Origin of the sequence: Intrasporangium zincisolvens (genome assembly GCF_034724055.1) — a bacterium.
In the GTDB taxonomy this organism is placed as follows: Bacteria; Actinomycetota; Actinomycetes; order Actinomycetales; family Dermatophilaceae; genus Monashia; species Monashia zincisolvens.
The window spans coordinates 38,416-62,554 of record NZ_JAWIIL010000014.1 but is presented as its reverse complement, the minus strand read 5'-3'; the positions used below and the strand labels follow the sequence as shown (position 1 = coordinate 62,554).

The following is a 24,139-nucleotide window of genomic DNA, read 5'->3' as shown; positions in this document are numbered from 1 at the left end:
GAAGGAGACCCATGACCACCACCCCCATCGGTCCGATCGGGTCCGTCGCGTCGGTCGGAGGCTCGAGCATGACCTCGACCGCCCCTACCCGCGCCCCCAAGCAGACCATGGACTCGACCGTCTTCATGGACCTGCTCGTGACCCAGCTGAAGAACCAGGACCCGAGCTCGCCCATGGACACCAACGCCATGATCGGGCAGACGACCCAGCTGGCCGTCATGGAGAAGCTGAGCCAGATGGCGGCCGACAGCACGCAGGGCCTGCAGGCCCAGCAGCGCAGCGCGGCCGCCGCCCTCCTCGGGCGCACCGTCACCTACCTCGACGCCACCGGCGCCACGGCGACCGGCACGGCATCGGCCGTGTCCTTCACCGGCGCCACCCCGACCGTCACCGTCGGCTCGGCGAGCATCCCCCTCGCCTCGATCACCGGGGTCGCCGGTTCCTGAGCCGGCCCCCGCACCAGACCACCCACCCCAGAAAGGCCGTCCCCATGCTTCGCTCGCTCTACTCCGGCATCTCGGGCCTGCGCGCCCACCAGACGATGCTCGACGTCACCGGCAACAACATCGCCAACGTCAACACCACCGGGTTCAAGGGCTCCTCGGCCCAGTTCCAGGACACGCTCTCGCAGATGACCCAGGGCGCATCCGGCCCGCAGGCCGCGACCGGCGGCACGAACCCGGCCCAGGTCGGCCTCGGCGTCCGCGTCGCCGCGGTCACGACGACCTTCACCCAGGGCTCGGCCCAGACCACGGGCAAGGCCACCGACATGATGATCTCGGGCGACGGCTTCTTCGTCACCAGCCGCGGGGGCCAGCAGTACTTCACCCGCGCGGGCTCCTTCGGCCTCGACGCCTCCGGCCACCTGGTCGGGCCCGACGGCGGCATCCTGCAGGGCTGGATGGCCGACGCCTCGGGCCGGGTCAACACCGGGTCGCCCACCACCGGCCTCGTCCTGTCGCCCACCGCGATGATCCCCGCGCGTGCCACCACGGGCGTCGAGGTCGCGGGCAACCTGCCCTCCGACGCCGCCACGGGCGCCGCGCTGCAGCGCGACATCCAGGTCTTCGATGCCAACGGCACGGCCCGCACGCTGTCGCTGTCCTTCACCCGGACGGCCGGCGGCTGGAACGTCGCCGCGACCGACGCGTCAGGAGCGACGGGCAGCGGCTCGCTCGCCTTCACCGACGGCAAGCAGACGACGCCGGGGTCGGTCAGCGTCGGCGGCATCACCGTCGACCTCGGCACCGTCACCGGCTACGCCGGCAGCACGACCGTGGCCGCCACCGGCCAGAACGGTTGGGAGGCAGGAACGCTCGAGGCGTTCAGCGTCGGCGCGGACGGCTCGCTCGTCGGCTCGTTCAGCAACGGCATCCGCCAGTCCGTCGGTCAGGTGGCCCTGGCCCGGTTCACCAACCCGGCCGGCCTCGAGAAGTCCGGTCAGTCCTCGTACTCGGCCACGGCGAACTCCGGCAACGCGCAGGTCGGGCAGGCCGGCGACTCCGGTTTCGGCTCGCTCGTCGGTGGCGCGCTCGAGATGAGCAACGTCGACCTCTCGCAGGAGTTCACCAACCTCATCGTGGCGCAGCGCGGCTTCCAGGCGAACGCCCGCATCATCACGACGTCGGACCAGGTGCTCCAGGAGCTCGTCGACCTGAAGCGCTGACCTTACGGTCGGCCGCTCCCTGCCGATAGAGGGGGGCGGAGGCACGAGCGCCCCGCCCCCCGACAGGAACGGCCCCATGATCGCAGTCACCCGCCTGAACGGGTCACGCTTCGCGGTGAACCCCGACCTCATCGAGCGTGTCCAGGAGAACCCGGACACGACCCTCGTCATGGTCGGTGGCGCCACGTACGTCGTGCGCGAGAGCCTGCCCGAGGTCATCACGCTCATCGCCGAGTTCCGCGCGCTCGTCATCGCCACGGCCCACTCGTTCACGCCGGGGGAGGGGCCGCGCCTCAGCGTCCTGCGGGGAGAGGGCGACTCGCTCGCCGCCGCGGAGGCGGCCAGCGCCGCCGGCGCGGCCGCGGCAGCCACACCCACCCCGATCCGGCCCACCGAGCGATAAGGAGCCCAGCGATGGACCCCTCACTCGTCATCGGACTCGTCCTCGCGTTCGGCTCCGTCTTCGCCGTCGTCACCCTCGAGGGTGCGCACATCGGGTCCCTGTTCCTGCCCCCGCCGATGATCCTCGTCTTCGGTGCCACCATCGCCGTGGGCATCGCCGGCAACACGCTCAAGGACAGCCTGCGTGCCTTCAAGGCCGTGCCCAAGGCGTTCACCGGCAAGGCGCCCGCGCCGCAGGAGAGCATCGAGCAGATCATCCGGCTCGCCGAGAAGGCCCGTGCCGAGGGCCTGCTCGCCCTCGAGGCCGAGGCCTCCGAGACCAAGGACCCGTTCCTGTCCCAGGCCCTGCAGAACGTCGCCGACGGCACCGACCCCGAAGAGCTGCGGATCCTCATGGAGGACCAGATCGGCACCCGGGCCCGCTCCGACCACTCCGACTCGAAGTTCTTCGCTGCGCTCGGCGGCTACGCGCCGACGATGGGCATCGTCGGCACCGTCGTGTCGCTGACCCATGTGCTCGAGAACCTGTCCAACCCCGACGAGCTCGGCCCGATGATCGCCAGCGCCTTCGTCGCAACCCTGTGGGGCCTGCTGTCGGCCAACTTCATCTGGCTGCCGCTGTCGGCCCGCATCGCGCGCCTGTCCGAGCTCGAGATCGAGCGGATGACGCTCGTCATGGAGGGGGTCCTCGCCGTCCAGAGCGGCGCCCAGCCGCTGCTGCTCGCCGACCGCCTGCGCGCCATGGTGCCCGAGCGCGGCAAGCCGGACGCCAAGGGCACCAAGGGCGGCAAGGACGCCAAGGACAAGGCGAAGGAAGCGGCGTGAGCCGCCGGCGCTCGACGCGTAAGCCACCGGAGAAGTTCCACGTCGACGAGCGGTGGGCCGTGTCCTACATGGACATGATCACCGTGCTCTTCTGCCTCTTCGTCGTGCTCTACGCGATGTCGACCGTCGACCAGAACCGGTTCGAGAAGCTGCGCAACTCGCTCGCCACCGGGTTCGGCACGAAGATCAGCCAGCGCATCGACACCGCGAGCGGCACCGTCGTGCCGCCGTCGATGGCCAAGAAGGACTCCGAGGGCTTCGCCGACCTCGCGCTCGCGACCAAGGACGTCAACCGGTTCACGGCGATCCAGAAGGAGATGACGCGGCGCCTCACCGCCCAGGGCCTGCAGAAGGACGTCCAGTTCCACATCGACCAGCGCGGCCTCACGGTGCGCCTCGTCGGGTCGCAGACGTTCTTCAGCCCGGACAGCTCGATGCTGACCACGCGCGCCAACCGCATCCTCGACGCCATCACGCCGGTCATCGTGCCGACGCGTCTGCAGGTGTCGGTCGAGGGGCACGCGGCGGCCCTGCGCACGTCCTACCCGTCGGTGTGGGAGCTGTCGGCCGAGCGGGCCACGAAGGTGCTGCGCGCCATGGTCGAGCGCGACCACCTGTCGGGCTCACGCATCGGGGCCACGGGCTTCGGCTCGTCGCGCCCCGCGAGCACCGGCAGGACCGACGCCGACTACCGCCAGAACCGACGGGTCGACGTCGTCGTGCTCTCCGACCAGCCCGAGAGCGTGCGGGCCCTCATCCCCGAGGCGCTCAAGGCGCGCGCCGCCCAGACGCGCTCGTAGCGCGCTCGTAACGGGCTCGGATCGGGCTCGGATCGGGCTCCACGCGTCCCTTAACACACGGCGGCACCTGCCGATAGTGCCGGGCGTGACCATGCACGCCGTCGGGGCGACCGCGCAGCGCACGGCGGAGCCCTACGACTTCCGCCGCCCGACCACCCTCGCGCGAGAGCACAGCCGGATCCTCGAGGCGGCCTTCGACTCCTTCGCCCGCCAGTGGGGCACCCAGCTGACCGCCAAGGTCCGCACCAAGTCGACCGCCACGACCGAGTCGGTCATCGTGCAGACCTACGACGAGTACACCGCGTCGCTGCCGACCGTCACGTGCATGGTCCGCTGCGTCCTCGGCGACACCTCGGCCAAGATGGTCGTGCAGTTCCCGACGCCGGTCGCCCTCGGCTGGGTGGCCCGGATGCTCGGCGGCAGCTCGGACAAGGCCGGCCTCGAGCGGAAGCTGACCCCCATCGAGCACGCCCTCGTCAAGGCCGTGGTCGAGGAGTCGCTCGACGTCCTCGCGTACGCGCTGGGGCCGCTGCTGCCGGCCGAGGCCCGCGTCGAGTCGATCCAGTACAACTCGCAGTTCGCCCAGGCCGCCGCCCCGTCCGACCTCATGGTCGTCGTGACGTGCGGGGTCCAGGTGGGGGAGACGACCTCGCCCGTCACCTTCGCGATCCCGGCCGACACGCTCCTGCCGCAGCTCGGCGCCGTCAACCCGGTGGCGAGCAGCGAGAACGCGGCCGAGCTGACCCGCGAGCAGGTCGCCCAGGTGCCCGTCGAGGTGACGGTGCGGCTCGCGTCGGTCGCCGTGACGCCCGAGCAGGTGCTGACGCTCGCGGTGGGGGACACCCTGCCGCTGCCGCACCACGCGCGCGAGCCGTTCCACGTCACCGTCGAGGGCCAGGACCTCGCCCGGGCCATGGTCGTGCGCTCCGGTGCGCGGGCGGCCGCCCAGATCGTGTCGCTCGTGCCGGCGCCCGCGGGCCCGGCCCTCCTCACCACCCCCGACGCCTCCGCCACCACCCAGGAGTACCGCCCGTGAGCACCGCAACCCTCGCCTCCGCCGCAGAGCACCTCGTGGCCTCCCTGCCCGTCCCCGGCCTGCGCGTCCTCGGGCAGGTCGGGCCGGACGCCGTCGCAGGGCCCGCCGACGCGGCCGTCGTGGCGGCCTCGCTCGTGGGCCCGCACCCGGCCGACCTCGTGCTCGTCGCGCTCGACACCCGGTTCGTCGCCGAGGCGGGCGGCGGGCCCGCCGCGTCGGCCACCGTCGTGCTGCGTCCGGCGTTCGAGCGCGCGGCCGCGGCGCTCGGTGACGGCGTGCTGTCCGAGCTCGTCGACGGTGACCCGAGTGGCCTGCTGTCCGACCCGGAGGGCACCGCCTTCTTCGAGATCTCCGACGGCGCAGCACCGTTCGGCTGGCTCGGCGTCCGAGGCGGTCGCGGCGCAGGAGCGTCCGGAGCCCCATTGCCGTCCGCCGCCTCGTCCGTCGTTGGGGCCGTCGCCGGGTCGGTCGCAGGCGCGACCGGGGCCTTCGACGGCCGCCTGCGTCGCATCCAGGACGTCGAGATGGCGCTGACCGTCGAGATCGGCCGGACCCGGATGAGTGTCCGCGACGCGCTGTCGCTCGAGCCCGGTGCGGTCGTCGAGCTCGACCGCTCCGCCGGCGCGCCGGTCGACGTGCTGCTCAACGGCCGCCGGATCGCCCTCGGCGAGGTCGTCGTCGTCGACCAGGACTACGCCGTTCGCATCTCCCGGATCCTCGACACCGCCGAGGGCCGGCCCTGAATGGAACCGCTCGTCCTGGGCCTTCGGGTCCTCGTCTCGCTCGCCGCGGTGTTCGGCCTCATGTGGCTGCTGCACCGTCGGCTGCGGGCCGGTACCCCCGGCCTGCGGGCCAAGGTGCTCAGCGTCGTCGCGCGCCAGACGGTCGGCCCCAAGGCGTCCGTCGTGCTCGTCGACACCGACGGCAAGCGGTTCCTCCTCGGCGTGACCGAGCACGGCATCAGCGTCCTGCACACGGCCGACGTGCCCGAGCCGGTCGTGCCGGTCGTGGCCGCACCAGCACTCCCGGCCGCGGGCTCAGGTGCTGACGCCGACCCCGACCCCGACCACGACGCCGTCCCGGGTGACTCGCTGCCGGTGACGGCCACGCGTCGCTCGGTCAGGCACGCGGCCTCCTTCGAGGCCGAGCTGCGGCGCCAGCGGGCCCAGTCCGTCGGCGAGCCCGGTCGGCCCGCGCGGCCCGGGTCGATCCTCGAGCCGGCCACGTGGCGGCTCGCTGCCGAGGCGCTGCGGTCCGGTCGACGCCCGTGACGACGACCCTGACGGTCCCGGTGCTCGCGCTGCCGCGCCCGTCCCGCCGCACGCGTCGCGTCCTCGCCCTGGCGCTGGCGGTCCTCGTCGTCGCCGGCGTCCTGCTCGTCGTGGCGGCGTCGGCGGGCCACGCGGCGACGCTGCCGCACCTGCCGGCCCCGGCCCCGACGCCGACCCCCACGCCCGGTGCCGGCTCCGGCATCGAGCTGAAGATCAACGCCCCCGACAACGCGCCGTCCTCGTCGGTCGTGACGCTCCTCGGGATCACGCTGCTGTCGGTGGCCCCGGCGCTGCTGCTCATGATGACCTCGTTCACGAAGATCTTCGTCGTCCTCGCGATGACGCGGAACGCGCTCGGCCTCGCCTCGGTGCCGCCGAACCAGGTGCTCGCCGGCCTGACGCTGTTCCTGTCCCTCTTCATCATGTGGCCGGTGCTGACGCACGTGAACACCCTTGCGGTGCAGCCCTACCTGCACGGCCACCTCGACTTCGGGGCCGCGCTCACCGCCGGCGCCAAGCCGCTGGCGAGCTTCATGCTGGCCCACACGCGTCAGGAGGACATCGCCCTCATGACGCGGGCCGCCGGCATCGCCAACCCGGCCTCGCCGGCGGCCACCCCGCTGCAGACGCTCATCCCGGCGTTCATGATCTCCGAGCTGCGGGCCGCGTTCATCATCGGCTTCGTCATCTTCATCCCGTTCCTCGTCATCGACCTCGTCGTGTCCTCGGCCCTGATGTCGATGGGCATGATGATGCTGCCGCCGGTCATGGTGTCGCTGCCGTTCAAGGTGCTGCTCTTCATCCTCGTCGACGGCTGGGGCCTCATCATCACCGCGCTCGTGCAGAGCTACGCCGGCGGCGGGGGGCCGACGTGAACGCCGCCGCCGTCCTCGACATCTGCGTCCAGGCCCTCGCCGCGGCGGCCAAGCTGTCGGCGCCGGTGCTCATCACCTCGCTCGTCGTCGGGCTCGCCGTGTCGCTCGTGCAGTCGATCACCCAGCTGCAGGAGGTCACGCTCTCGTTCGTGCCCAAGGCCGTCGCCGTCGCCATCGCCCTCGCGGTCTCGGGCCAGTGGATGATCGCCGAGATGGTGTCGTTCACCAACGACCTCTTCGCGCGCCTGCCCAGCCTGCTCGGGACGTGACCACCCGATGACCGTCCCCATCGACCAGGCGTGGGCCGAGGCGACGCTGCTCGCCATCGTGCGCATGACGGCGTTCCTCTTCGTCGCACCGCCCTTCTCCTACAACGCCTTTCCCGCGCGGATCAAGGCGATGCTCGGCGTGGGGCTCGGCCTCGCGGTCTCGACGCGGGCGCATTCCGTGTACACGAGCCGGGGCGACGCGGCCTTCATCACCGGCCTCGTCCTCGAGCTCGCCACGGGTCTCGCGCTGGGGTTCCTCGTCTACCTCGTCTTCGCCGCCATCCAGTCGGCCGGGTCGCTCGTCGACCTCGCCGCCGGCTTCCAGATGGCCCAGGCCTACGACCCGCAGAGCATGGTCAACGGCGCCCAGTTCGCGCGCCTGACCCAGATGGCAGCCCTCGCGCTCCTCTTCTCCTCCGACGGCTACCAGCTCGTCATCGGCGGCCTCACCGGCAGCGTCACGGCGATCCCGCTCGGCGGCGGGTTCGACCTGTCGCGTCCGGTCGAGGTCATGACGACGGCGACCACCGGGATGTTCGTGGCCGCGGTGCAGATCGCCGGTCCGCTCATGGCCGTGCTCTTCCTCGCCGACGTCGGCCTCGGGCTGCTGACCCGGGTCGCCCCGGCGCTCAACGCCTTCCAGCTCGGCTTCCCCCTCAAGGTCCTCATCACGCTCGCCCTCGCCGGCGTCATGTTCCTCGCCATCCCGCGCGTCGTGTCGGGCCTCGCCCACGAGTCGGCGCGGCTGCTGCTGGGGGTGGGCTGATGTCCGACGGCCAGGAGCGCACCGAGCAGGCCACCGACAAGCGGATGCGGGAGGTCCGGTCCAAGGGCCAGCTCGGCCGGTCGCAGGACCTCACCGCGTGGCTCGCGGTCGGCATCGGTGCCGTCATGCTGCCGCTCACCGTGTCGCGCGCGGCCGACGCCGGGGCCGGGCAGCTGCTGACCCTCGGCTCGGTCGTCGCCGACCCGGACCCCGGCCGGGCGCTCGCCGCCCTCTCCGAGGGGCTCGGGTCGGTCGGGAGCACCCTGCTGCCGCTCGTCGGCGCGGTGTTCGCCGCGGTCGTCGTCGGCGGCATCGTCCAGGGCGGCGTGCACGTCAAGAAGCTCGCCCCGTCGTTCGAGCACTTCAACCTCGTCCAGGGGTTCGGCCGGATGTTCGGCAAGCAGGCCCTGTGGGGCGGCGCCAAGGCGATGCTCAAGACCGCGGTCGTCGGGCTCGTCCTCTGGATGGTCGTGCAGGACCTCGTGCCGATCCTGCTGACCGCGGGCGGCCTGCCGGTGTCGGGGCTGCTCGCCGCCACCGGTGACGGCGCCGCCTCGCTGCTGCGCTTCGCCGTCGGGGCCGGGCTCGTCCTCGCCGCCGCCGACGTCATCGTCGTCCTGCGCCGCAACCGGAACAAGACCCGGATGACCAGGCGCGAGGTCAAGGAGGAGACGAAGAGCAGCGAGGGCGACCCGCTGCTGCGCTCGCAGCGCCGCTCCCGGCAGCTGGCGATGTCGCGCAACCGGATGATCGCCGCGGTCTCCGGCGCCGACGTCGTGCTGCTCAACCCGACGCACGTCGCCGTGGCGCTGACGTACGAGCCGGGCAAGGCCGCCCCCCGCGTCGTCGCCAAGGGTTCGGGCACCATCGCCGCCCGGATCCGCAAGGAGGCCGAGGGCCAGCGGGTCCCGATGGTCCGCGACATCCCCCTCGCGCGGGCGCTGCACGCCGGCTGCGAGATCGGCCAGGAGATCCCCGTCGAGCTCTACACCGCCGTCGCCGGCGTGCTCGCCTTCGTCATGGCGCTCAAGCTCCGCGGCGCTGCCGCGGGCGTCCACACCGTTCCCCGACGCGTCAGCACCCCTGCCGCGCCCACGCGCCGCACCGCCCACCCCGGCGCACCCACCGCCCGACCAGGAGGAGCCACCTCGTGAACCGCGACCTCGCCCGGCTCGCCGTGCCGCTCGGCATCGTGGGCATCGTCCTGCTCCTCGTCGTGCCGGTCCCGGCGGCCCTGCTCGACGTGCTCATCGTGTGCAACATCGCGCTGGCGCTCGTCATCCTGCTGACGAGCATGTTCGTCACCAAGCCGCTCGACTTCTCGGTGTTCCCGTCGCTGCTGCTCGTCGCGACGCTCTTCCGGCTCGGCCTCAACGTCGCCTCGACACGCCTGGTGCTCGGCGAGGGCTTCGCTGGCCACGTCATCGAGGCCTTCGGCAAGGTCACCGTCGGCGGCTCGCTCATCATCGGCTTCGTCGTCTTCGTCATCCTCGTCGTCATCCAGTTCGTCGTCGTCACCAAGGGCGCCGAGCGCGTCGCCGAGGTGGGCGCCCGCTTCACCCTCGACGCCATGCCCGGCAAGCAGATGGCCATCGACGCCGACCTCAACGCGGGCCTCATCACCGACGTCGTGGCCCGCGAGCGGCGCGCCCAGGTGGCCGCCGAGGCCGACTTCTACGGCGCGATGGACGGCGCCTCGAAGTTCGTCAAGGGCGACGCGATCGCCGGCATCGTCATCATCGTCGTCAACATCGTCGGCGGCATCGGCGTCGGCATGGTGCAGCGCGGCCTGTCGCTCACCGACGCCCTCAACACCTACAGCCTGCTCACGGTCGGCGACGGCCTCGTGACCCAGATCCCGGCCCTGCTCATGGCCGTGTCGACCGGCATGATCGTCACCCGCTCCGGCGCCGAGACCGACCTCGGGCGCAGCGCCTCGGTGCAGCTGTCGCAGTCGCGCACCGCGCTGCTCGTGGCCGGGTGCGCGGCCATCGTCATGGCGCTGCTGCCGGGCATGCCGCCCCTGCCGTTCCTCGGCGTCGGCGCCGCCCTCGTCATCGCCTCGCGCCGGGTGCGTTCCGTCGCCGGCGCGGGCGCAACCGGGGCCGCCGGCACGGGGGCCGAGGGGGAGGGGCAGGCCGCCGAGCGCGACCCGAACGAGGAGATCATCGAGCGGATGCGGGTGCAGCCGCTCGAGATCCTCCTCGCGCCCGACCTCGTCGACCTCGTCGGCGGCTCGCCCGACGACCTGCTCGGTCGCGTCAAGGCCCTGCGCCACACCATCGCCATGGACCTCGGCATCGTCATCCCGCCGGTGCGAACCCGCGACAGCGTCGACCTGCCGCCCTCGACCTACGCGATCCGCGTCGCCGGTGTCGAGGCCGGCCGGGGCACCGCCCCTCCCGGCAAGCTGCTCGCCCTCGGCGAGGCCCTCGACGCCCTGCCCGGCGTCTCCGTCATCGAGCCGGTCTTCGGCCTCGCCGGCAAATGGGTGCCCGCCGAGCTGCGGCACAGCGCCGAGATGACCGGGGCCACGCTCGTCGACCGGGTCAGCGTCCTCGTGACCCACCTGTCCTCGATCGTCGGCGCCCACGCGTCGCGCCTGCTGTCGCGCGAGGACGTCCGCGTGCTCACCGAGGGCGTGCGCGGCATCAGCCCGGCGACCGTCGACGAGCTGACCCCCGCGCTGCTGTCGCTCGCCGAGGTGCACCGCGTCCTGCAAGGGCTGCTCGCCGAGCAGGTGCCGATCAACGACCTCACGCGCATCTACGAGGCGCTGACGTTGCGCGCCAAGGCCGGCGGCGACCCCGAGTCGCTCGTCGAGGCGGCCCGCGCGGCCCTCGGCCCGGCGCTCGTCGCGCGGTTCGCCGACGGTGGGCACCTGGCCGTCATCACCATCGAGCCGGGCCTCGAGCAGAGCCTCGTCCAGGACCTGCGGCCCGCGGAGGGGGGCAGCCAGCTCGTCGTCGACCCGACGCGTCTGGACGCGGTGCTCGCCTCGCTCAGCTCGGCCGTGGCCGCGGCGGAGTCGTCGGGGAAGTCGGCGGTGCTCGTCTGCGCGCCGGTGCTGCGCCCGGCCCTGCGCCGGCTGCTGCCGCCCGCCCCGCGCGGGGTGCCGGTCCTCTCCTACGCCGAGGTGACCTCGGCCGACGTCACCATCGAGACCGTCGGGGTGGTGCGCGTTGGCACCGCAGTTCCTGCTTGAGGGCCGCTCCCTCGACGAGCTGGCCCGCGAGGCGACGCACCTCTACGGTGACGGCGCCCGGATCGTGCGCGCCGAGCGGGTGCTCGACGCCGGGATCGCCGGGTTCCTCGGCCGTCGCCACCTCGAGGTCACCGTCGACGTGCCGGACAGCCGCGTGCCGCGCGTCGTGCCGATCCAGCCGGCCCTGCACGTGCTCGGCGACCGCGCCGGCATCCTGGCCCTGCTCGACAGCGCCGACCGCGCCGAGGACGACGTCAACGCCGACGTGACCGCCGCCGCCGACGCAGATGCCGGTCGCGACGGCGAAGCGCACGCCGGCCCGCACGTCGGGAGGGACGGCGACGGCGACCCGGTGTCGACCGAGTCCGCCGGCCTGTCGGACCTGCTCGCCCGCCTCGGTGACGACCGCGATCGCACGGGCCGGCCCGCCGAACGCATCCCGGTGCTGCTGTCGGCGCCCGGTGACCTCGTCCTCGTCGTGGGGCTCGAGGACACGGCGCGCCATGTCGCGGCCGGGATGGTCGACGCGTCGACGGCCGCGGACGGCCACGTCGGCTACGACCTCCACGGCTCGGGGGCCACCGACCCGCGCGGGCTCTCGTACCTGGCCGGCCGCTGGGACGCCGCCCGGGCTCGGGCGCTCGCCGTCGAGTCGGGCACGACGGTCCTCGTGGCCTGCGGGCTCGGGCCCACCTCCGCGGGCCTGCCGCACCTCGAGGCGGCCGCCGCACTCGGGGCCGACCAGGTGTGGCTCGTCGTGGACGCCCGCCACAAGCACGACGACACGAGCGCGTGGGTCGACCACGTGCTCGGGTCGGTCGAGGTCGACGCCCTCGCGGTCGTCGGTGCCGGCGATTCCCGCTCGGCGCACACGGTGAACGACCTCGGCCTTCCCGTAGGCTGGAAGGACGGGGAGCCGGCACCACGGACGGTGCTCTGAGCCGCGTCGGACCGGAACCACCCGGCACCGACCACCGCACCCACGGAAGGGGATCCATGCTCGTCCTGACCCGCAAGCCCGGCGAGAAGATCATGATCGGCGACGACATCGTCATCACGTTCCTCGAGAGCCGAGGCGGCGACGGCATCCGCATCGGCATCGACGCGCCCCGGCACCTCGAGATCAAGCGCGAGGAGATCTTCGGCGCTGTCGCGGACGCCAACCTCGAGGCCTCGAGGGCCACGGCCGACGACGTCCTGCGCGGCCTCGGCAACGCGCCGACGGACCGGCCGGAGCCGGGTTCCGGGCCCGCCGTGTCGTAACGTTTTTCCCGCACCTGCCGATAGATCTCCGTCGAATTTCGCGTTTTCGATACAAAACGGACAAATCGCCCCAAACTGGACTCATTCGAGGGGCACGGCAGACATCCTGCTCGCCCCTCGGTCGCGTGGTCATCGTGATCGTCAGAGGGGTCCAGTGGATAAAGCGGAGCGCAACCGTCTCGTCGTCGACAACCTTCCGCTCGTGGGCTACCTCGTCTCCGAGCTGTGCGGTCGGGCGACCCACCTGTCGCGTGAGGACCTCGCCTCGGTCGGGGCCATCGGTCTCGTGCTGGCGGCCGACGCCTACGACCCGTCGACCGGGGTGCCCTTCGGGGCCTACGCGAGACGCCGCATCACCGGGGCGCTCGTCGACGAGCTGCGCTCGCTCGACTGGGCCGGCCGCGGCACCCGCCAGCGCATCAAGTCGCTGCAGTCGATGACCGAGACCCTCGCCGCCCGCCTCGGTCGCACCCCGACCCACGACGAGATGGCCGCGGCCCTCGGCCTGACCCGCGAGCAGGTGCGAGCCTGCCTCGCCGACGCCGCCCGCACCGTCGGACCGCTCGACGGCGCTGCCGAGGCGCTGGCCGCCGAGACCGTCGCCCCCGAGGACTCGACGCTCGAGCGTGAGCGGGTCCGCTACCTCGGCGCCGCCGTCGAGGCCCTGCCGGAGCGCCTGCGCCTCATCGTCACCCAGATCTACCTCGAGGGCCGGGCCGTCAAGGACGTCGCCGCCGACCTCGGCCTGACCTCCTCGGCCGTGTCCCAGCAGCGGGGTGAGGCGCTGCGCCTGCTCCGTGGCGGACTCGAGCTGCACTACGCCGACGACGCCCATGACGCCCACGCGCCCGGTCGGGCCGGGGGTCCGGACCACGCCGCCGTGCCGACCCCGCGTCGGGCCGCGTACCTTGAGACCCTCGGTGAGACCGTCCACGGCCTGCGCTGCGTGCACGCCCGGCCCGCCGGCGTCGGGCACCCGGCACCCGCCGCGGTCCCCGCCCGCGTCCCTGTCACCGTCCCCGCCGCCGGCGCTGTCGCCGTCCCGGTGCCGGCCTCCCCGGTCGCCGCCGTGCCGGCCACGCTCGAGGCTGCCGGCTGATTCCCAGCCGGCGCGCAGGGTGGCGTCGGTGAGCGGCGCCTATCGTCGCCTGTGGGTACCCATCGCCTCGACGTCCGGCGGACGGTGCGGCTGCTCGCCGCCTTCCTCGCGGCGTCGGTCGCCGTCGGTCTCCTCGGTGCCGCGCTGTACGCGCCGACGGTCGCGGCGATCGGCGGGCTGTCGAACGCCGGCAGTGAGGCCTTTCTGTCGCTGCCGAGCACCTTCACGATGGCCCAGCTCGTCCAGGGCTCGCGGATCCTCGCCGCCGACGGTTCGGTCATCGCCACACCGCAGGACCAGTACCGCGTCGTCGTGCCCCTCTCGCAGGTCGCGCCGGTCATGCGCACCGCCCAGGTGGCCATCGAGGACAGCCGCTTCTACGACCACGGCGCCATCGACCCGCAGGGCCTGACCCGCGCCGTCATCCAGGACCTGCGCACGGGGCAGGCCAGCGAGGGTGCCTCGACCCTGACCCAGCAGTTCGTCAAGCTCTCGCTCCAGGCGCAGGCGCTGCGCAACGGGCAGGGGGGCGCCGCCGCGGCAGCCGTGGCCAAGACCATCCCGCGCAAGCTGACCGACCTGCGCTACGCGGTGGCCCTCGAGCGGTCGTGGACCAAGGACCAGATCCTGCAGGGCTACCTCAACCTCGCCTACTACGGCGACGGCGCCTACGGCGTCGAGGCCGCGGCCCGGCACTACTTCGGCGTCCCGGCCCGCCGGCTCACCCTGACCGAGGCCGCCACCCTCGCGGGCCTCGTCCAGAGCCCGAGCGCCACAGACCCGGTCACCCACGCGCAGGCCGCGCAGGACCGACGCGACGTCGTGCTCGCGCGCATGCGTGCCCTCGACGAGCTGACACCCGCGCAGTACGAGGCGGCCGTGCGGCGTCCCATCGCGAAGGACCTGTCGGTCACCGACCCGCCCGCGACGTGTGCCGCGTCGGCCGAGCCGTACTTCTGCTCGTTCGTCATCGCCTGGCTCGAGCAGCAGCCGGCGCTCGGTCCGACGCAGCAGGCCCGGCGCGACCGCCTCTTCCAGGGCGGGCTGACCATCCGCACCACGCTCGACCCGGCCGTGCAGGCCACCGTCGACAAGGCGTTGCGCAAGGTCGCGCCCGAGCACAACTCGCTCGGTGTCGCGGCCGCCGCGTACGTCACGGCGCCGGGGACCGGAGCGGTCGTGGCCCTCGGGCAGGACACGCAGTACGGCACGAGCGGTGGCGCGACCGAGCTCGACTACGCCGTCGACCAGCGGTTCGGCGGCTCCGGCGGCTTCCAGTTCGGCTCGACGGCCAAGGCGTTCTCGCTCGTCACGGCCATGGAGCAGGGACTGGGCACCAACGCGTCGGTCGACGCCCCGGCCGCCGACAACCAGCAGCCGGCCACGTTCCGTCCCTCGCAGTTCCCGCAGCCGTGCGGCCTCGGCAGCGACTGGAAGGTCTACAACGACGAGGCCTGGCGCGGCGGTCGGATGTCGCTCAAGCAGGCCACGGCGAAGTCGACGAACACCGCGTTCGTCGCGCTGGCGAGCCGCATCGGTGTCTGTGCCATCCACTCGACCATGCTCGACTTCGGCATCCACGGCGGCGACGGCTCGCCGCTCGGCACCTACCCGCCACAGGTGATCCTCGGGGCGCAGGCCATCTCGCCCCAGACGCTGGCCGACGCGTACGCCGGGCTCGCCGACAGCGGCACCGTGTGCCAGGTGCACCCGGTCACGAGCATCGCGCAGGCCGGCAAGACGCTGTGGACGCCGGCACCCAGCTGCCGGCAGGTGGCCGACCCGAGCGCGGTGGACCAGGCCACGCAGTACCTCGAGTACAACATGACCCACGGCTCCGGCATCCTCAACCAGCTGGCCGGCCGCCGCTCGGCCGGCAAGACCGGCACCGCCGACGGCAACGCGCAGTCGTGGTTCGTCGGATACACGCCGCAGCTGACGACGGCGGTGTGGGTGGGCAACCCGGTGAACCCGACCCGCCGGATGTTCAACGTGTCGATGGCCGGCAAGTCGTGCACGGCGATGACCGGCGCCTGCTACGCCGCGCCGATCTGGCGACGCATCATGGACGGCGCCCTCGCCGGCGAGCCCGCGCTGTCGATGCCGTGACCGCCGCGCGTGCGGCGCCTAGAGGGTGGTGCCGAGGGCGTAGCCGCCGAGGGCCGCCGCGAGGCCGGCGACGAGCGACACGCCGACGTTGGCCAGCGCGACGAGGACGGCCCGCGACTCGAGCAGCCGCAGCGTCTCGTAGCTGAACGTCGAGTACGTCGTCAGGGCCCCGCAGAAGCCCGTGCCGACGCCGAGGGTGACGGCCTCCGGCAGGTCGTGGACGACGGTGAGACCGATGAGGAGCCCGAGGACGAGGGAGCCGATGACGTTGACCGCCAAGGTCCCCCACGGCATGAGGCTGTCGTGGCGGGACTGGACGGCGCGGTCGGTGAGGTAGCGCGCGGGGGCGCCGACGGCGGCCCCGGCGCAGACGAGCAGGAGTGCCGTCACCGCTCCGCGCCCTCGGCGTCGGGGGAGGCGTCGGGGGAGGCGGCGTCGGAGGTCGACGCGTCGGGGCTGGGCCGGAAGGTGTGGTGCACCACGCGCACGTCGTCGATCGTGACCAGCCCCTCGCCGACGACCTCCTGCACCTGCGGCAGGAAGGTGTCGATGCGCTCGGCGGTGTCGATGACGACGACGGCGACCGGCAGGTCCTCCGACAGCGACAGCAGGCGCGAGGTGTGCACGAGGTGGGAGGAGCCGAAGCCCTCGATGCCGCGGAAGACGCTCGCGCCGGCCAGTCCGGCGGCGTGCGCCCGGTGCACGATCTCGCTGTGGACCGGGCGGTGGTGCCACGTGTCGGCCTCGCCGACGTAGACGGTGAGGCGGCGGGCGGGACCGTCGAGCGTGGTCATCGGGAACCTCCACGGGTGGCGAGTCGGTGCCGGGCGGCGAGGGCCGCGCGGGTGAGCAGGACGCCGGCCGCGACGCCGACGAGCGCCGCGACGGGCGTGCCGACGAGGTAGGCGACGGCGACGGCGGGGTGCCCACCGTGGAGCAGCACCGTCGTCTCCGACGTGTACGTGCTGAAGGTCGTGAACCCGCCGAGGACGCCGACGCCGAGGAACGGGCGCAGCAGCGGGTGGGCGCCGCCGACCTCGACGACGAAGACCATGAGGACGCCGATGAGCAGGCTGCCGGACACGTTGATCGACAGGGTCGTCCACGGGATGCTGCCGGGCTGGGCCGGGGCCGCCTGCGCGAGCCCGTAGCGGGCGCAGGCGCCGAGGACGCCGCCGAGGGCGATGACCGGCAGGACGTAGCGGTGGGCACCCCACTCGCGGCGCTGGGCGGGGACGGTGAGGTCGACGTCGGGGTCGACCGGGTCGGCGCGGTCGGCCGGTTCGACGGTCTCCTCGAGCTCCGGGTTCGGGCCGGGTCGTGCGGACATGCGTTCTCCTACCTGGACAGGCGAATTCGTCAGGTAGGGACTGTTGGCAGCGTCCGTGCTGCGGTTGTCGGCGAGCCCCACCGCCATCGGCTGGCAGTCTACGCGGAGCGCCACCCGGGCGCCGGGACCGTCAGCGGACCGAGACGACGCGCCCCTGCAGGGCGGGGTCGCCGAGCGCGACGAGCCGGCCGACGACCGGATGGCCGGGCAGCTCGCCGACGACGAGCAGGCCCCCGGAGGTCTGGGCGTCGGCGAGCAGCACCAGCTCGTCCTCGTCGACGGTGGCGGTGACGTGCGGGCGCACCCAGTCGAGGTTGCGGCGGCTGCCGCCCGGAACGTAGCCGGCGGCGTAGGACTCCCGGGCAGCGCCGACGTACGGCACGGCCGCCGCGTCGACGACGGCCCCGACGCCGCTGGCCCGGCACAGCTTGTAGAGGTGGCCGAGCAGCCCGAAGCCGGTGACGTCGGTGGCGCAGCGGACGCCTGCCGCGAGGGCCGCGCGGGAGGCGTCCCCGTTGGGCGTGGTCATGACGGCGACGGCCTCCTCGAACACCTCCCCGGTGGCCTTGTGGCGGTTGTTGAGCACGCCGAGCCCGAGCGGCTTGGTCAGGGTCAGCGGCAGGCCGGCCGCGCCGGCGTCGTTGCGCAGCAAGCGGTTCGGGTCGGCCAGGCCGGTGACGGCGAGGCCGTACTTCGGCTCGGGGTCGTCGATGCTGTGCCCGCCGGCGAGGTGGCAGCCCGCGGCACGTGCGACGTCGGCGCCACCGCGGAGCACCTCGGCGGCGAGGTCGAAGGGGATGCGGTCGCGTGGCCACGCGAGGAGGTTGAGGGCGACGAGCGGCTCCCCGCCCATGGCCCACACGTCGGACAGCGCGTTCGTCGCGGCGATCCGGCCCCAGTCGTAGGGGTCGTCGACGACGGGTGTGAAGAAGTCGGTGGTCGCGACGACGGCGCGCTCCCCGTCGAGGCGCACGACCGCGGCGTCGTCGCCCGTGTCGACGCCGACGAGCAGGTCGGGGCCCGCCGCAGGAGTCAGCGCGCCGAGGACGCGTTCGAGCTCGCCCGGTGGCACCTTGCACGCGCAACCACCACCGGACGCGTACTGCGTCAGGCGCAGGGCCGGGCCGGGGGCGGACGTCGTCGGGGTCGTCGGGGCGGTCACCTCGTCATCGTGTCACCAGCCCGACCCGGCAACCCGACCGGAGCCCGCTCAACTGCCCCGATCGCGAAAGGGCCACACGCACGCTGCCGCCCCTAGCATGCCGATGACGGGGGCGGGCCACCCGGGCTCGGCGACCCCGTGACAGGGGAAAGGGAAAGTCATGATCAGTGGCGTCAAGAGGCGTGCCGCGATGGCCGCCGCGTTCACCGGACTGCTCGCCGCAACCTCGGTTGCCGCAGCGGGACCGGCATCAGCCGACAGCTCCCTCACGTGGTACGGAGTCTGGCCGAACCGCCTCGCACACGCGTCGTTCAAGAGCTACGGCGAGGTCCTCTCGGTGAGCGACGACGAGTCCGACGGCCTTGCCGTCCGTGCCTACTGGGGCTACTCCGGCTCGGACGTCGTCCAGGCGTTCTGCACGAACACCGGCGGAGCCGGCACGACCAAGACGTGCAACTACAGCATCGCCGAGGGGCGTGGCATCTGGTGGTGCCTCGAGCGGGTCGACTTCGACGGCAGCGAGGGGCATGGCAAGGGTGCGGTCTGGACCTTCAAGTGCAAGAACGACACGGCCTGACGGTCCCCGGTCCGGGCCCGCGGCCCGGCAGCCGGAGTGAGCGTCCGCTCGGACGCTAGGGTCTGTGGCGGAGGCGTTTCCCGCCTGGTGACGGGCGCGGTCTTCAAAACCGTAGTGACCGGGTATCCCGGTCAGGCGGGTTCGATTCCCGTACGCCTCCGCCACACGTCCCGCCAGAGCCGGCGAGGCCGCCCACGAGCCCGACCGAGGGAGTCGCGATGCAGGACCCCCGACGCCGGGTGCCGCGCACCGACGCCGTGCTCGCCGACGCGGGAGTCGCCGCGGCCGCCGATCGCCTCGGCCGCGACCGGGTCAAGGCCGTCGTCGTCGAGGTGCTCGGCGCCTGCCGGTCGGGCGAGGTGGCGCCTGAGGACGTCGTGGCCGCGGTCCTCGCCCGGCTGCCGCAGGCACCCACCTCGATGCGACGCGTCGTCAACGCCACGGGCGTCGTCGTGCACACCAACCTCGGGCGGGCACCGTTGTCCGACGCGGCGGTCGAGGCCGTGACGATCGCCGCGGGTGCCACCGACGTCGAGCTCGACCTCGCGACGGGTCGCCGTGGCCGGCGTGGCGCAGCGACGCTCGATGCGTTCCGGCGCGCGGTACCGGCCGCCGGCGACGTCCACGTCGTCAACAACGGCGCCGCGGCGCTCGCGCTCGTGGCCCGGGCGCTGGCGCCCGACCACGAGGTCGTCGTGGCCCGGGGTGAGCTCGTCGAGATCGGCGACGGCTTCCGCATCCCCGAGCTCGTCGAGTCGGTCGGCGCACGGCTGCGCGAGGTCGGCACGACCAACCGCGTGCACCTGTCCGACTACGCCGAGGCGATCGGCGAGCGGACCGCCTTCGTGCTCAAGGTGCACCCCTCCAACTTCCGCGTGGAGGGCTTCACCTCGAGCGTCCCGGTGTCCGAGCTCGCGACCCTGGGGCCGCCCGTCGTCGCCGACATCGGCTCGGGCCTGCTTGCCCCGCACCCGCGCCTGCCAGACGAGCCGGACGCCGACTCGACGCTGCGCGCGGGCGCCGCGCTGGTGACGGCTTCGGGCGACAAGCTGCTCGGCGGCCCCCAGTGCGGCCTGCTCCTCGGCGACGCCGACCTCGTCCACCGGCTGCGGCGCCACCCGATGGCCCGGGCCCTGCGCGTCGACAAGCTGACGCTCGCGGCGCTCGAGGCCACGCTGACCGGCCCGCCGACGCCGGTGGCGCAGGCGCTCGACCGACGCCCCGAGGAGCTGCTCGCCCGGGCGCGGCGCATCGCGGTGGCGGTCGGCGCCGGGATGGCGCGGGCGGTCGAGTCGCAGGGACGCGTCGGGGGCGGGGGCGCACCGGGCGTGCCGCTGCCGAGTGCCGCGGTCGCCCTGCCGCACCGCCTCGCCGAGCCGCTGCGGCTGGGGGAGCCGCCCGTCGTCGGGCACGTCCACGACGGCCACCTGCTGCTCGACCTGCTCACGGTGCCCGAGGAGGACGACGACCTCATCGTCGAGGCGGTCCGCCGTGCGGCCGCGGCCGACCGCACCGCCTGAGCCCCGACCTCCCTGGGGCCCGGCCGCCTTGCGGGCTCGGCCGCGTTCTGGATGACGACCACGATGCTGTGCGGGCGGCCGGCCGCCCCGCACGAGCACGCAGCGCCTGCCGCGATGGTGGTCGTCATCCGGAACGGACGCGGCCCACGCGTGGCCGACGCCGCCGACGCCGGCGTCAGGCGTCGCGCAGGTGGATCTGCTCGCCCTGCGGGCTGAAGAGGGAGAGCAGCTCGACCGGGTGCTCGGTGGCGCTGCGCATCGAGTGCGGCGTGCGGGTCTCGAACTCGGCGGCCTCGCCCTCCTCGAGCACCGTGACGGTGTCGCCGAGGCGCAGCTCGAGCCTGCCGCCGAGCACGTACACCCACTCGAAGCCGTCGTGACGCTGCTGCTTCGGGACGGTGCGGCGCCGGCCCGGCAGGATCATCTTGAACGCCTGGATGCCCCCCGCACTCCGGGTCAGCGGGATGAAGACCATGCCACCCCGGCGCACCGGCCTGGGGTGCACGCGCGGGTCGCCCGAAGCCGGAGCGCCGACGAGGTCGTCGAGCGGCACGCGGTAGGCCCGCGCGAGCGGGAGGAGCAGGTCGAGCGTCGGGCGGCGCAACCCCGACTCGAGACGTGACAAGGTGCTGACGCCGATCCCGGTCTCGGCCGACACGTCGGCGAGGGTTCGACTGCGCTGCGTGCGCAGATGCCGCAGGCGGGGTGCGACGGCGTCGAGCGCCTCGTCGATGTCGTCACGATCGGTGGGCTTCTCGTCCATGTCCGCAGGATGCCCCGCGTTTGCTGTTCCCGCAAGGACGCTTGCAACCGGGGTGGTCGACGGGTCAGCATCGGGTCATGACGAGCGACGCGCACCAGCACCACCCAGGCCGCAGCGGCCACCACCCCGACCGGCACGGCGACCGCCCCAGCGACGCGGAGCAGTTCTGGGAGCAGCACTACGGCGGCCTGGCCGATGACTGGGGCACCCGCCCGAACGCGTCCCTCGTCCGGCTCGTCGAGGGGCACGCGGTCGTGCCGCCGCGGCCGGGCGCCCCGGCCCTGGATCTCGGCGCCGGGCACGGCGGCGACGCGGTGTGGCTCGCGGCGCGAGGTTGGTCGGTCACGGCCGTCGACGTCTCGGTGACCGCCCTCGGACGCGTCGACGCGCTGGCCGCGGCACGTGGCGTCGGCGACGGCGTGACGACCGCGCGGCACGACCTCGCCGAGTCGATGCCGCCGGGCCCCTTCGCCCTCGTCACCGCGTCGTTCTTCCAGACGCCGCTCGACCTCGACCGGGACGCGGTGCTGCACCGGGCGTCGCGCACCGTCGGCCCCGGCGGCTGGCTGGTCGTCGTCGACCATGCCGCCGCGCCGTCCTGGGCGGGCCCCGACCACGGGCACGAGTTCCCCACGGCTGCAGAGACGCTCGAGGGCATCGACCTCGGCGACGGCTGGGTCGTCGAGCGCAGCGAGCGGGTCACCCGTGTCGGCACCGGCCCCGACGGGCAGGAGGGCGAGCTCGTCGACAACCTGCTCGTCGCCCGCCGGCTCTGACGGCACGCTCCGGGGCACCGGCGGAGGGGCCGAGTCTGCGTCAGTGCTCGCTTTCACTGAGCAGTGACGCACCGGAGCCGCGGTCGGAGTGGTCGGCGCCGGCGCGGCCGAACCGCCACATCGCGACGGCGCCGGCGAGGGGGCCGGGCGCGAGCAGCAGGAAGGCGTACTGCCAACCGACGCGGGCGGCCAGCACCGCGGCCAGCTGGATCGTCACGACGGTGAGGGCGAAGCCGATCGCGGTCTGGACCGTCAGCGCCGTCCCGACGAAGCGCTGGTCCACGCTCTCGCTCAGTGCGGTCGAGAAGACCCCCGAGTCGGCGATGACGGCGGCGCCCCACACGGCGAGGAACGGCACGAGGGCCGGCTGCGGCCACGTGAACGCCCACGGCGAAGCGAGGCAGCATGCGCCGCTGACGACGAGGGCCGAGGTCGCCGCGAACGACCGTCCCCGCCGGTCCGCGACGACCCCGCCGACGAGGGCGCCCACCGCCCCGGCGATCCCGATGACGGCGAAGGTGAGCAGGCTGACCGCGGGTCCCGGTCCGCCCCGGCCGGCTGCCTCGCGCCCGGCGACGAGGAACGCCGACAGCCACGTCCAGAAGGCGTAGAGCTCCCACATGTGGCCGAAGTAGCCGAGGTTGGCCAACCGGGGCCGGCGCTCCCGGAAGACCTCGAGGGCGTAGCGGGCGTGGGGGCGGGCGGACGCGCTGAGCAGCGGGCCCGGTCGCACGAGCGTCCATGCGATGCCGGCGGCGACGAGCGTGATCGCCGACGCCACGAGCATGACCCCGCGCCACGGGAGGGGGCCGACGCTCGCGACGAGGTGCGGCATCGCCGAGCCGAGCGTCAGCGCGCCGATGAGCACCCCGAAGGCCCGGCCGCGCCCTTCCGAACCGACCCACGAGGCGGTGAGCTTCATGCCGACGGGGTAGACGCCCGCGAGGAAGAACCCGGTCAGGGCCCGCAGCGGGACCGCCAGCCCGGGCCCGTGCGCGGCGAGCGCGAGCACGGCGGTGCAGACGGCCGCGCCGAGGGCGCTCGCCGCCATGAGCCCCTGGGGCCGCACCCGGTCGGCGAGCCCGAGCGTGCTCGACGTGACCGCCCCCGCGGCGAAGCCGATCTGCACCGACGCGGTGAGCCAGACCGCGGCGGCCGTCGACAGCGACCACTCGGCGCGCAGGCTCGGTGCGATCGCCGTGGCCGAGAACCAGACGGCCAGGCCCAGCACCTGCACGAGCGCGACGAGCCGCCGCTGACCGCGGGCCGACGCCCCGACCCGGCCGCGGACGACGGTGCCGTCGCGTCCGGGCGGGTCGTCGGCGCGCAGCTGCATGTCGCCACCATGGCACGGCCACGACGCCGGCGCCCGTCCCCGGCCGAGCGCGTCAGGCGATGCGTTCGCGCAGCACCTGCAGGACGCGTCGGAGGGAGCGCGACACCTGCATCTGGCTGACCCCGAGGGCCTCGCCGATCTCGCGCTGGCTCAGGTCGTCGACGAACCGCCGGTGCAGCAGGTCACGGTCCGCGATCGACAGGTGTCGCACGGCGGCGCCGATGACGACGCGGTCGTCTGCGCCGTCGAGATCGACGTCGTCACAGGCGATTCCGCGCTCGACAGGGCGGTTGTCGTCGTCGCGCACCCGGTGCTCGAGCGGGTCGGCGTGGAAGTACCGACCCGTCGCCACGGCCTCGCGGACCTCCGTGGCGGTGCTCGAGAGCGACTGCGCCAGCTCGGTGTCCGTCACCGGGCGCCCGAGGTCCTGCTCGAGCCGCTCGCGCTCGGCGGTGACGTCGGCGCGCAGCTCCTGGAGCCGACGCGGCGGACGCACGAGCCAGGCTCGGTCGCGGAAGTGCCGCTTCAGCTCGCCGGTGATCGTCGGAACGGCGTAGGCGGCGAACGACGGACCGCCGCCCGGGCGGTAGCGCGCCACCGCGCCGACGAGTGCGAGCCGGGCGACCTGCACGAGGTCGTCCTGCTCTACGCCGCGACCGGCGTACCGGCCCGCGAGCGTCGCGCACAGGTCGAGGTAGAGGACGCAGATGCGTTCGACGACCGCGTCGTGCTCGGCCGGCGTCGCGGTGTCGGCCAGCTCGGCGAAGAGGGCGTCGGTGACCGCGTCGCGGTCGGTGTGGGTGGAAAGGCGGGTGCGGTCGGGCCCGGACACGCGGACGGGCGTGCCACGAGGCGGGGGAAGGGTGGACCGGTCGGCGGTAGGCGCCATGACTCGTCCGTTCACAATGGGCACGAGTCGGCCTTTTGGCTGGACCGCTCTGTCCCCGACCCTCGCACGCTGCGTGCAGGAACACAACAGCCCGGGACGGCAGGATCGGCGCAAGACGGCATGAAAGCGGACAAAGCCGCCCCGGGGCGGCTGTTCCGTTCCGCGGTGCGCGCCGGAGGAGGAGACTGCTGAGGAGGTCG

27 protein-coding genes and 1 tRNA gene are annotated in these 24,139 nt (G+C 73.6%); 21 read left to right on the top strand and 7 right to left on the bottom strand.

Going from position 1 to position 24,139, the window contains the following annotated elements; translation table 11 throughout:
• The first annotated feature begins 11 nt into the window (after nucleotides 1–11).
• The 17 genes from RY076_RS22620 to RY076_RS22540 all read left to right on the top strand — a co-directional run bounded on the left by RY076_RS22620 (nucleotide 12) and on the right by RY076_RS22540 (nucleotide 15,586).
• Nucleotides 12–446: a flagellar hook capping FlgD N-terminal domain-containing protein gene (locus RY076_RS22620; RefSeq protein ID WP_323102065.1), complete on the top strand. Its 435-nt coding sequence runs from the start codon at nucleotides 12–14 to the stop codon at nucleotides 444–446.
• Between the two features lie 44 nt (nucleotides 447–490).
• Nucleotides 491–1,666 carry a flagellar hook protein FlgE gene (locus tag RY076_RS22615; protein ID WP_323102063.1) on the top strand — a complete coding sequence of 392 codons (1,176 nt, stop codon included), beginning with the start codon at nucleotides 491–493 and terminating at the stop codon, nucleotides 1,664–1,666.
• 76 nt (nucleotides 1,667–1,742) lie between these two features.
• Complete coding sequence (locus RY076_RS22610) at nucleotides 1,743–2,069, top strand: flagellar FlbD family protein (RefSeq protein WP_323102060.1); 327 nt, start codon at nucleotides 1,743–1,745, stop codon at nucleotides 2,067–2,069.
• An 11-nt stretch (nucleotides 2,070–2,080) separates the two neighbouring features.
• Nucleotides 2,081–2,893, top strand: a complete 813-nt coding sequence (locus tag RY076_RS22605; protein WP_323102059.1) for a motility protein A — start codon at nucleotides 2,081–2,083, stop codon at nucleotides 2,891–2,893.
• The gene (locus RY076_RS22600; RefSeq protein ID WP_323102058.1) at nucleotides 2,890–3,693 is read left to right on the top strand and encodes an OmpA/MotB family protein; all 804 of its coding nucleotides are present in this window, start codon (nucleotides 2,890–2,892) and stop codon (nucleotides 3,691–3,693) included. The genes RY076_RS22605 and RY076_RS22600 overlap by 4 nt, the downstream gene beginning before the upstream one ends.
• A 91-nt stretch (nucleotides 3,694–3,784) precedes the next feature.
• A complete protein-coding gene (locus RY076_RS22595) occupies nucleotides 3,785–4,729 on the top strand; it encodes a flagellar motor switch protein FliM (RefSeq protein WP_323102185.1) in 945 nt (314 codons plus the stop codon).
• Nucleotides 4,726–5,472 (top strand): flagellar motor switch protein FliN, encoded by a 747-nt coding sequence (fliN, locus tag RY076_RS22590; protein WP_323102056.1) that lies wholly within the window; start codon nucleotides 4,726–4,728, stop codon nucleotides 5,470–5,472. The genes RY076_RS22595 and fliN overlap by 4 nt, the downstream gene beginning before the upstream one ends.
• Entirely contained in the window at nucleotides 5,473–6,000 is a 528-nt protein-coding gene (gene fliO / locus RY076_RS22585; protein WP_323102053.1) for a flagellar biosynthetic protein FliO, read from the top strand.
• 8 nt (nucleotides 6,001–6,008) lie between these two features.
• On the top strand, nucleotides 6,009–6,875 hold the full coding sequence (gene fliP, locus RY076_RS22580; RefSeq protein WP_413785820.1) for a flagellar type III secretion system pore protein FliP: 867 nt from the start codon (nucleotides 6,009–6,011) through the stop codon (nucleotides 6,873–6,875).
• Nucleotides 6,872–7,144: a flagellar biosynthesis protein FliQ gene (gene fliQ / locus RY076_RS22575; protein ID WP_323102050.1), complete on the top strand. Its 273-nt coding sequence runs from the start codon at nucleotides 6,872–6,874 to the stop codon at nucleotides 7,142–7,144. Before fliP ends, fliQ begins: the two co-directional genes overlap by 4 nt.
• Nucleotides 7,145–7,151: 7 nt before the next feature.
• Complete coding sequence (locus RY076_RS22570; protein ID WP_323102049.1) at nucleotides 7,152–7,910, top strand: flagellar biosynthetic protein FliR; 759 nt, start codon at nucleotides 7,152–7,154, stop codon at nucleotides 7,908–7,910.
• Nucleotides 7,910–9,064, top strand: coding sequence for an EscU/YscU/HrcU family type III secretion system export apparatus switch protein (locus tag RY076_RS22565; RefSeq protein WP_323102046.1), 1,155 nt, complete (start codon nucleotides 7,910–7,912; stop codon nucleotides 9,062–9,064). The genes RY076_RS22570 and RY076_RS22565 overlap by 1 nt, the downstream gene beginning before the upstream one ends.
• Nucleotides 9,061–11,115, top strand: coding sequence for a flagellar biosynthesis protein FlhA (locus RY076_RS22560; protein WP_323102044.1), 2,055 nt, complete (start codon nucleotides 9,061–9,063; stop codon nucleotides 11,113–11,115). The genes RY076_RS22565 and RY076_RS22560 overlap by 4 nt, the downstream gene beginning before the upstream one ends.
• Nucleotides 11,093–12,055, top strand: a complete 963-nt coding sequence (locus RY076_RS22555; RefSeq protein ID WP_323102039.1) for a hypothetical protein — start codon at nucleotides 11,093–11,095, stop codon at nucleotides 12,053–12,055. The genes RY076_RS22560 and RY076_RS22555 overlap by 23 nt, the downstream gene beginning before the upstream one ends.
• 56 nt (nucleotides 12,056–12,111) lie before the next feature.
• Nucleotides 12,112–12,378, top strand: a complete 267-nt coding sequence (locus RY076_RS22550) for a carbon storage regulator (RefSeq protein WP_323102036.1) — start codon at nucleotides 12,112–12,114, stop codon at nucleotides 12,376–12,378.
• 154 nt (nucleotides 12,379–12,532) lie between these two features.
• Complete coding sequence (locus RY076_RS22545) at nucleotides 12,533–13,477, top strand: sigma-70 family RNA polymerase sigma factor (protein WP_323102033.1); 945 nt, start codon at nucleotides 12,533–12,535, stop codon at nucleotides 13,475–13,477.
• Between the two features lie 51 nt (nucleotides 13,478–13,528).
• The gene (locus RY076_RS22540; protein ID WP_323102032.1) at nucleotides 13,529–15,586 is read left to right on the top strand and encodes a transglycosylase domain-containing protein; all 2,058 of its coding nucleotides are present in this window, start codon (nucleotides 13,529–13,531) and stop codon (nucleotides 15,584–15,586) included.
• A gap of 18 nt (nucleotides 15,587–15,604) precedes the next feature.
• On the opposite strand, the gene crcB (RY076_RS22535) is transcribed toward RY076_RS22540, so the two are convergent.
• The 4 genes from crcB (RY076_RS22535) to selD form a co-directional block, all read right to left on the bottom strand.
• A complete protein-coding gene (crcB, locus tag RY076_RS22535) occupies nucleotides 15,605–15,976 on the bottom strand; it encodes a fluoride efflux transporter CrcB (RefSeq protein ID WP_323102029.1) in 372 nt (123 codons plus the stop codon).
• Entirely contained in the window at nucleotides 15,973–16,380 is a 408-nt protein-coding gene (locus tag RY076_RS22530; protein ID WP_323102027.1) for a DUF190 domain-containing protein, read from the bottom strand. The genes crcB (RY076_RS22535) and RY076_RS22530 overlap by 4 nt, the downstream gene beginning before the upstream one ends.
• Complete coding sequence (gene crcB / locus RY076_RS22525) at nucleotides 16,377–16,916, bottom strand: fluoride efflux transporter CrcB (RefSeq protein ID WP_323102025.1); 540 nt, start codon at nucleotides 16,914–16,916, stop codon at nucleotides 16,377–16,379. The genes RY076_RS22530 and crcB (RY076_RS22525) overlap by 4 nt, the downstream gene beginning before the upstream one ends.
• A gap of 130 nt (nucleotides 16,917–17,046) precedes the next feature.
• Nucleotides 17,047–18,078 (bottom strand): selenide, water dikinase SelD, encoded by a 1,032-nt coding sequence (gene selD, locus RY076_RS22520; protein WP_323102023.1) that lies wholly within the window; start codon nucleotides 18,076–18,078, stop codon nucleotides 17,047–17,049.
• Nucleotides 18,079–18,238: 160 nt separating this feature from the next.
• Here selD and RY076_RS22515 point away from each other — a divergent pair, with 160 nt between their 5' ends.
• The 3 genes from RY076_RS22515 (at nucleotide 18,239) to selA (ending at nucleotide 20,175) form a co-directional block, all read left to right on the top strand.
• Complete coding sequence (locus RY076_RS22515) at nucleotides 18,239–18,655, top strand: hypothetical protein (RefSeq protein WP_323102021.1); 417 nt, start codon at nucleotides 18,239–18,241, stop codon at nucleotides 18,653–18,655.
• Nucleotides 18,656–18,724: 69 nt separating this feature from the next.
• A tRNA-Sec gene (locus RY076_RS22510) sits at nucleotides 18,725–18,819 on the top strand.
• A gap of 54 nt (nucleotides 18,820–18,873) precedes the next feature.
• A complete protein-coding gene (selA, locus tag RY076_RS22505; RefSeq protein ID WP_323102018.1) occupies nucleotides 18,874–20,175 on the top strand; it encodes an L-seryl-tRNA(Sec) selenium transferase in 1,302 nt (433 codons plus the stop codon).
• Nucleotides 20,176–20,350: 175 nt separating this feature from the next.
• Here the strand turns inward: selA and RY076_RS22500 are convergent, their stop codons facing one another.
• The gene (locus RY076_RS22500) at nucleotides 20,351–20,938 is read right to left on the bottom strand and encodes a helix-turn-helix domain-containing protein (RefSeq protein ID WP_323102016.1); all 588 of its coding nucleotides are present in this window, start codon (nucleotides 20,936–20,938) and stop codon (nucleotides 20,351–20,353) included.
• A 77-nt stretch (nucleotides 20,939–21,015) separates the two neighbouring features.
• Between RY076_RS22500 and RY076_RS22495 the strand changes: the two genes are divergently transcribed.
• Complete coding sequence (locus tag RY076_RS22495) at nucleotides 21,016–21,714, top strand: class I SAM-dependent methyltransferase (RefSeq protein ID WP_323102014.1); 699 nt, start codon at nucleotides 21,016–21,018, stop codon at nucleotides 21,712–21,714.
• Between the two features lie 40 nt (nucleotides 21,715–21,754).
• Here the strand turns inward: RY076_RS22495 and RY076_RS22490 are convergent, their stop codons facing one another.
• A complete protein-coding gene (locus tag RY076_RS22490) occupies nucleotides 21,755–23,050 on the bottom strand; it encodes an MFS transporter (RefSeq protein WP_323102011.1) in 1,296 nt (431 codons plus the stop codon).
• A gap of 52 nt (nucleotides 23,051–23,102) precedes the next feature.
• Nucleotides 23,103–23,882, bottom strand: a complete 780-nt coding sequence (locus RY076_RS22485) for a sigma-70 family RNA polymerase sigma factor (protein WP_323102006.1) — start codon at nucleotides 23,880–23,882, stop codon at nucleotides 23,103–23,105.
• Between the last annotated feature and the right edge of the window lie 257 nt (nucleotides 23,883–24,139).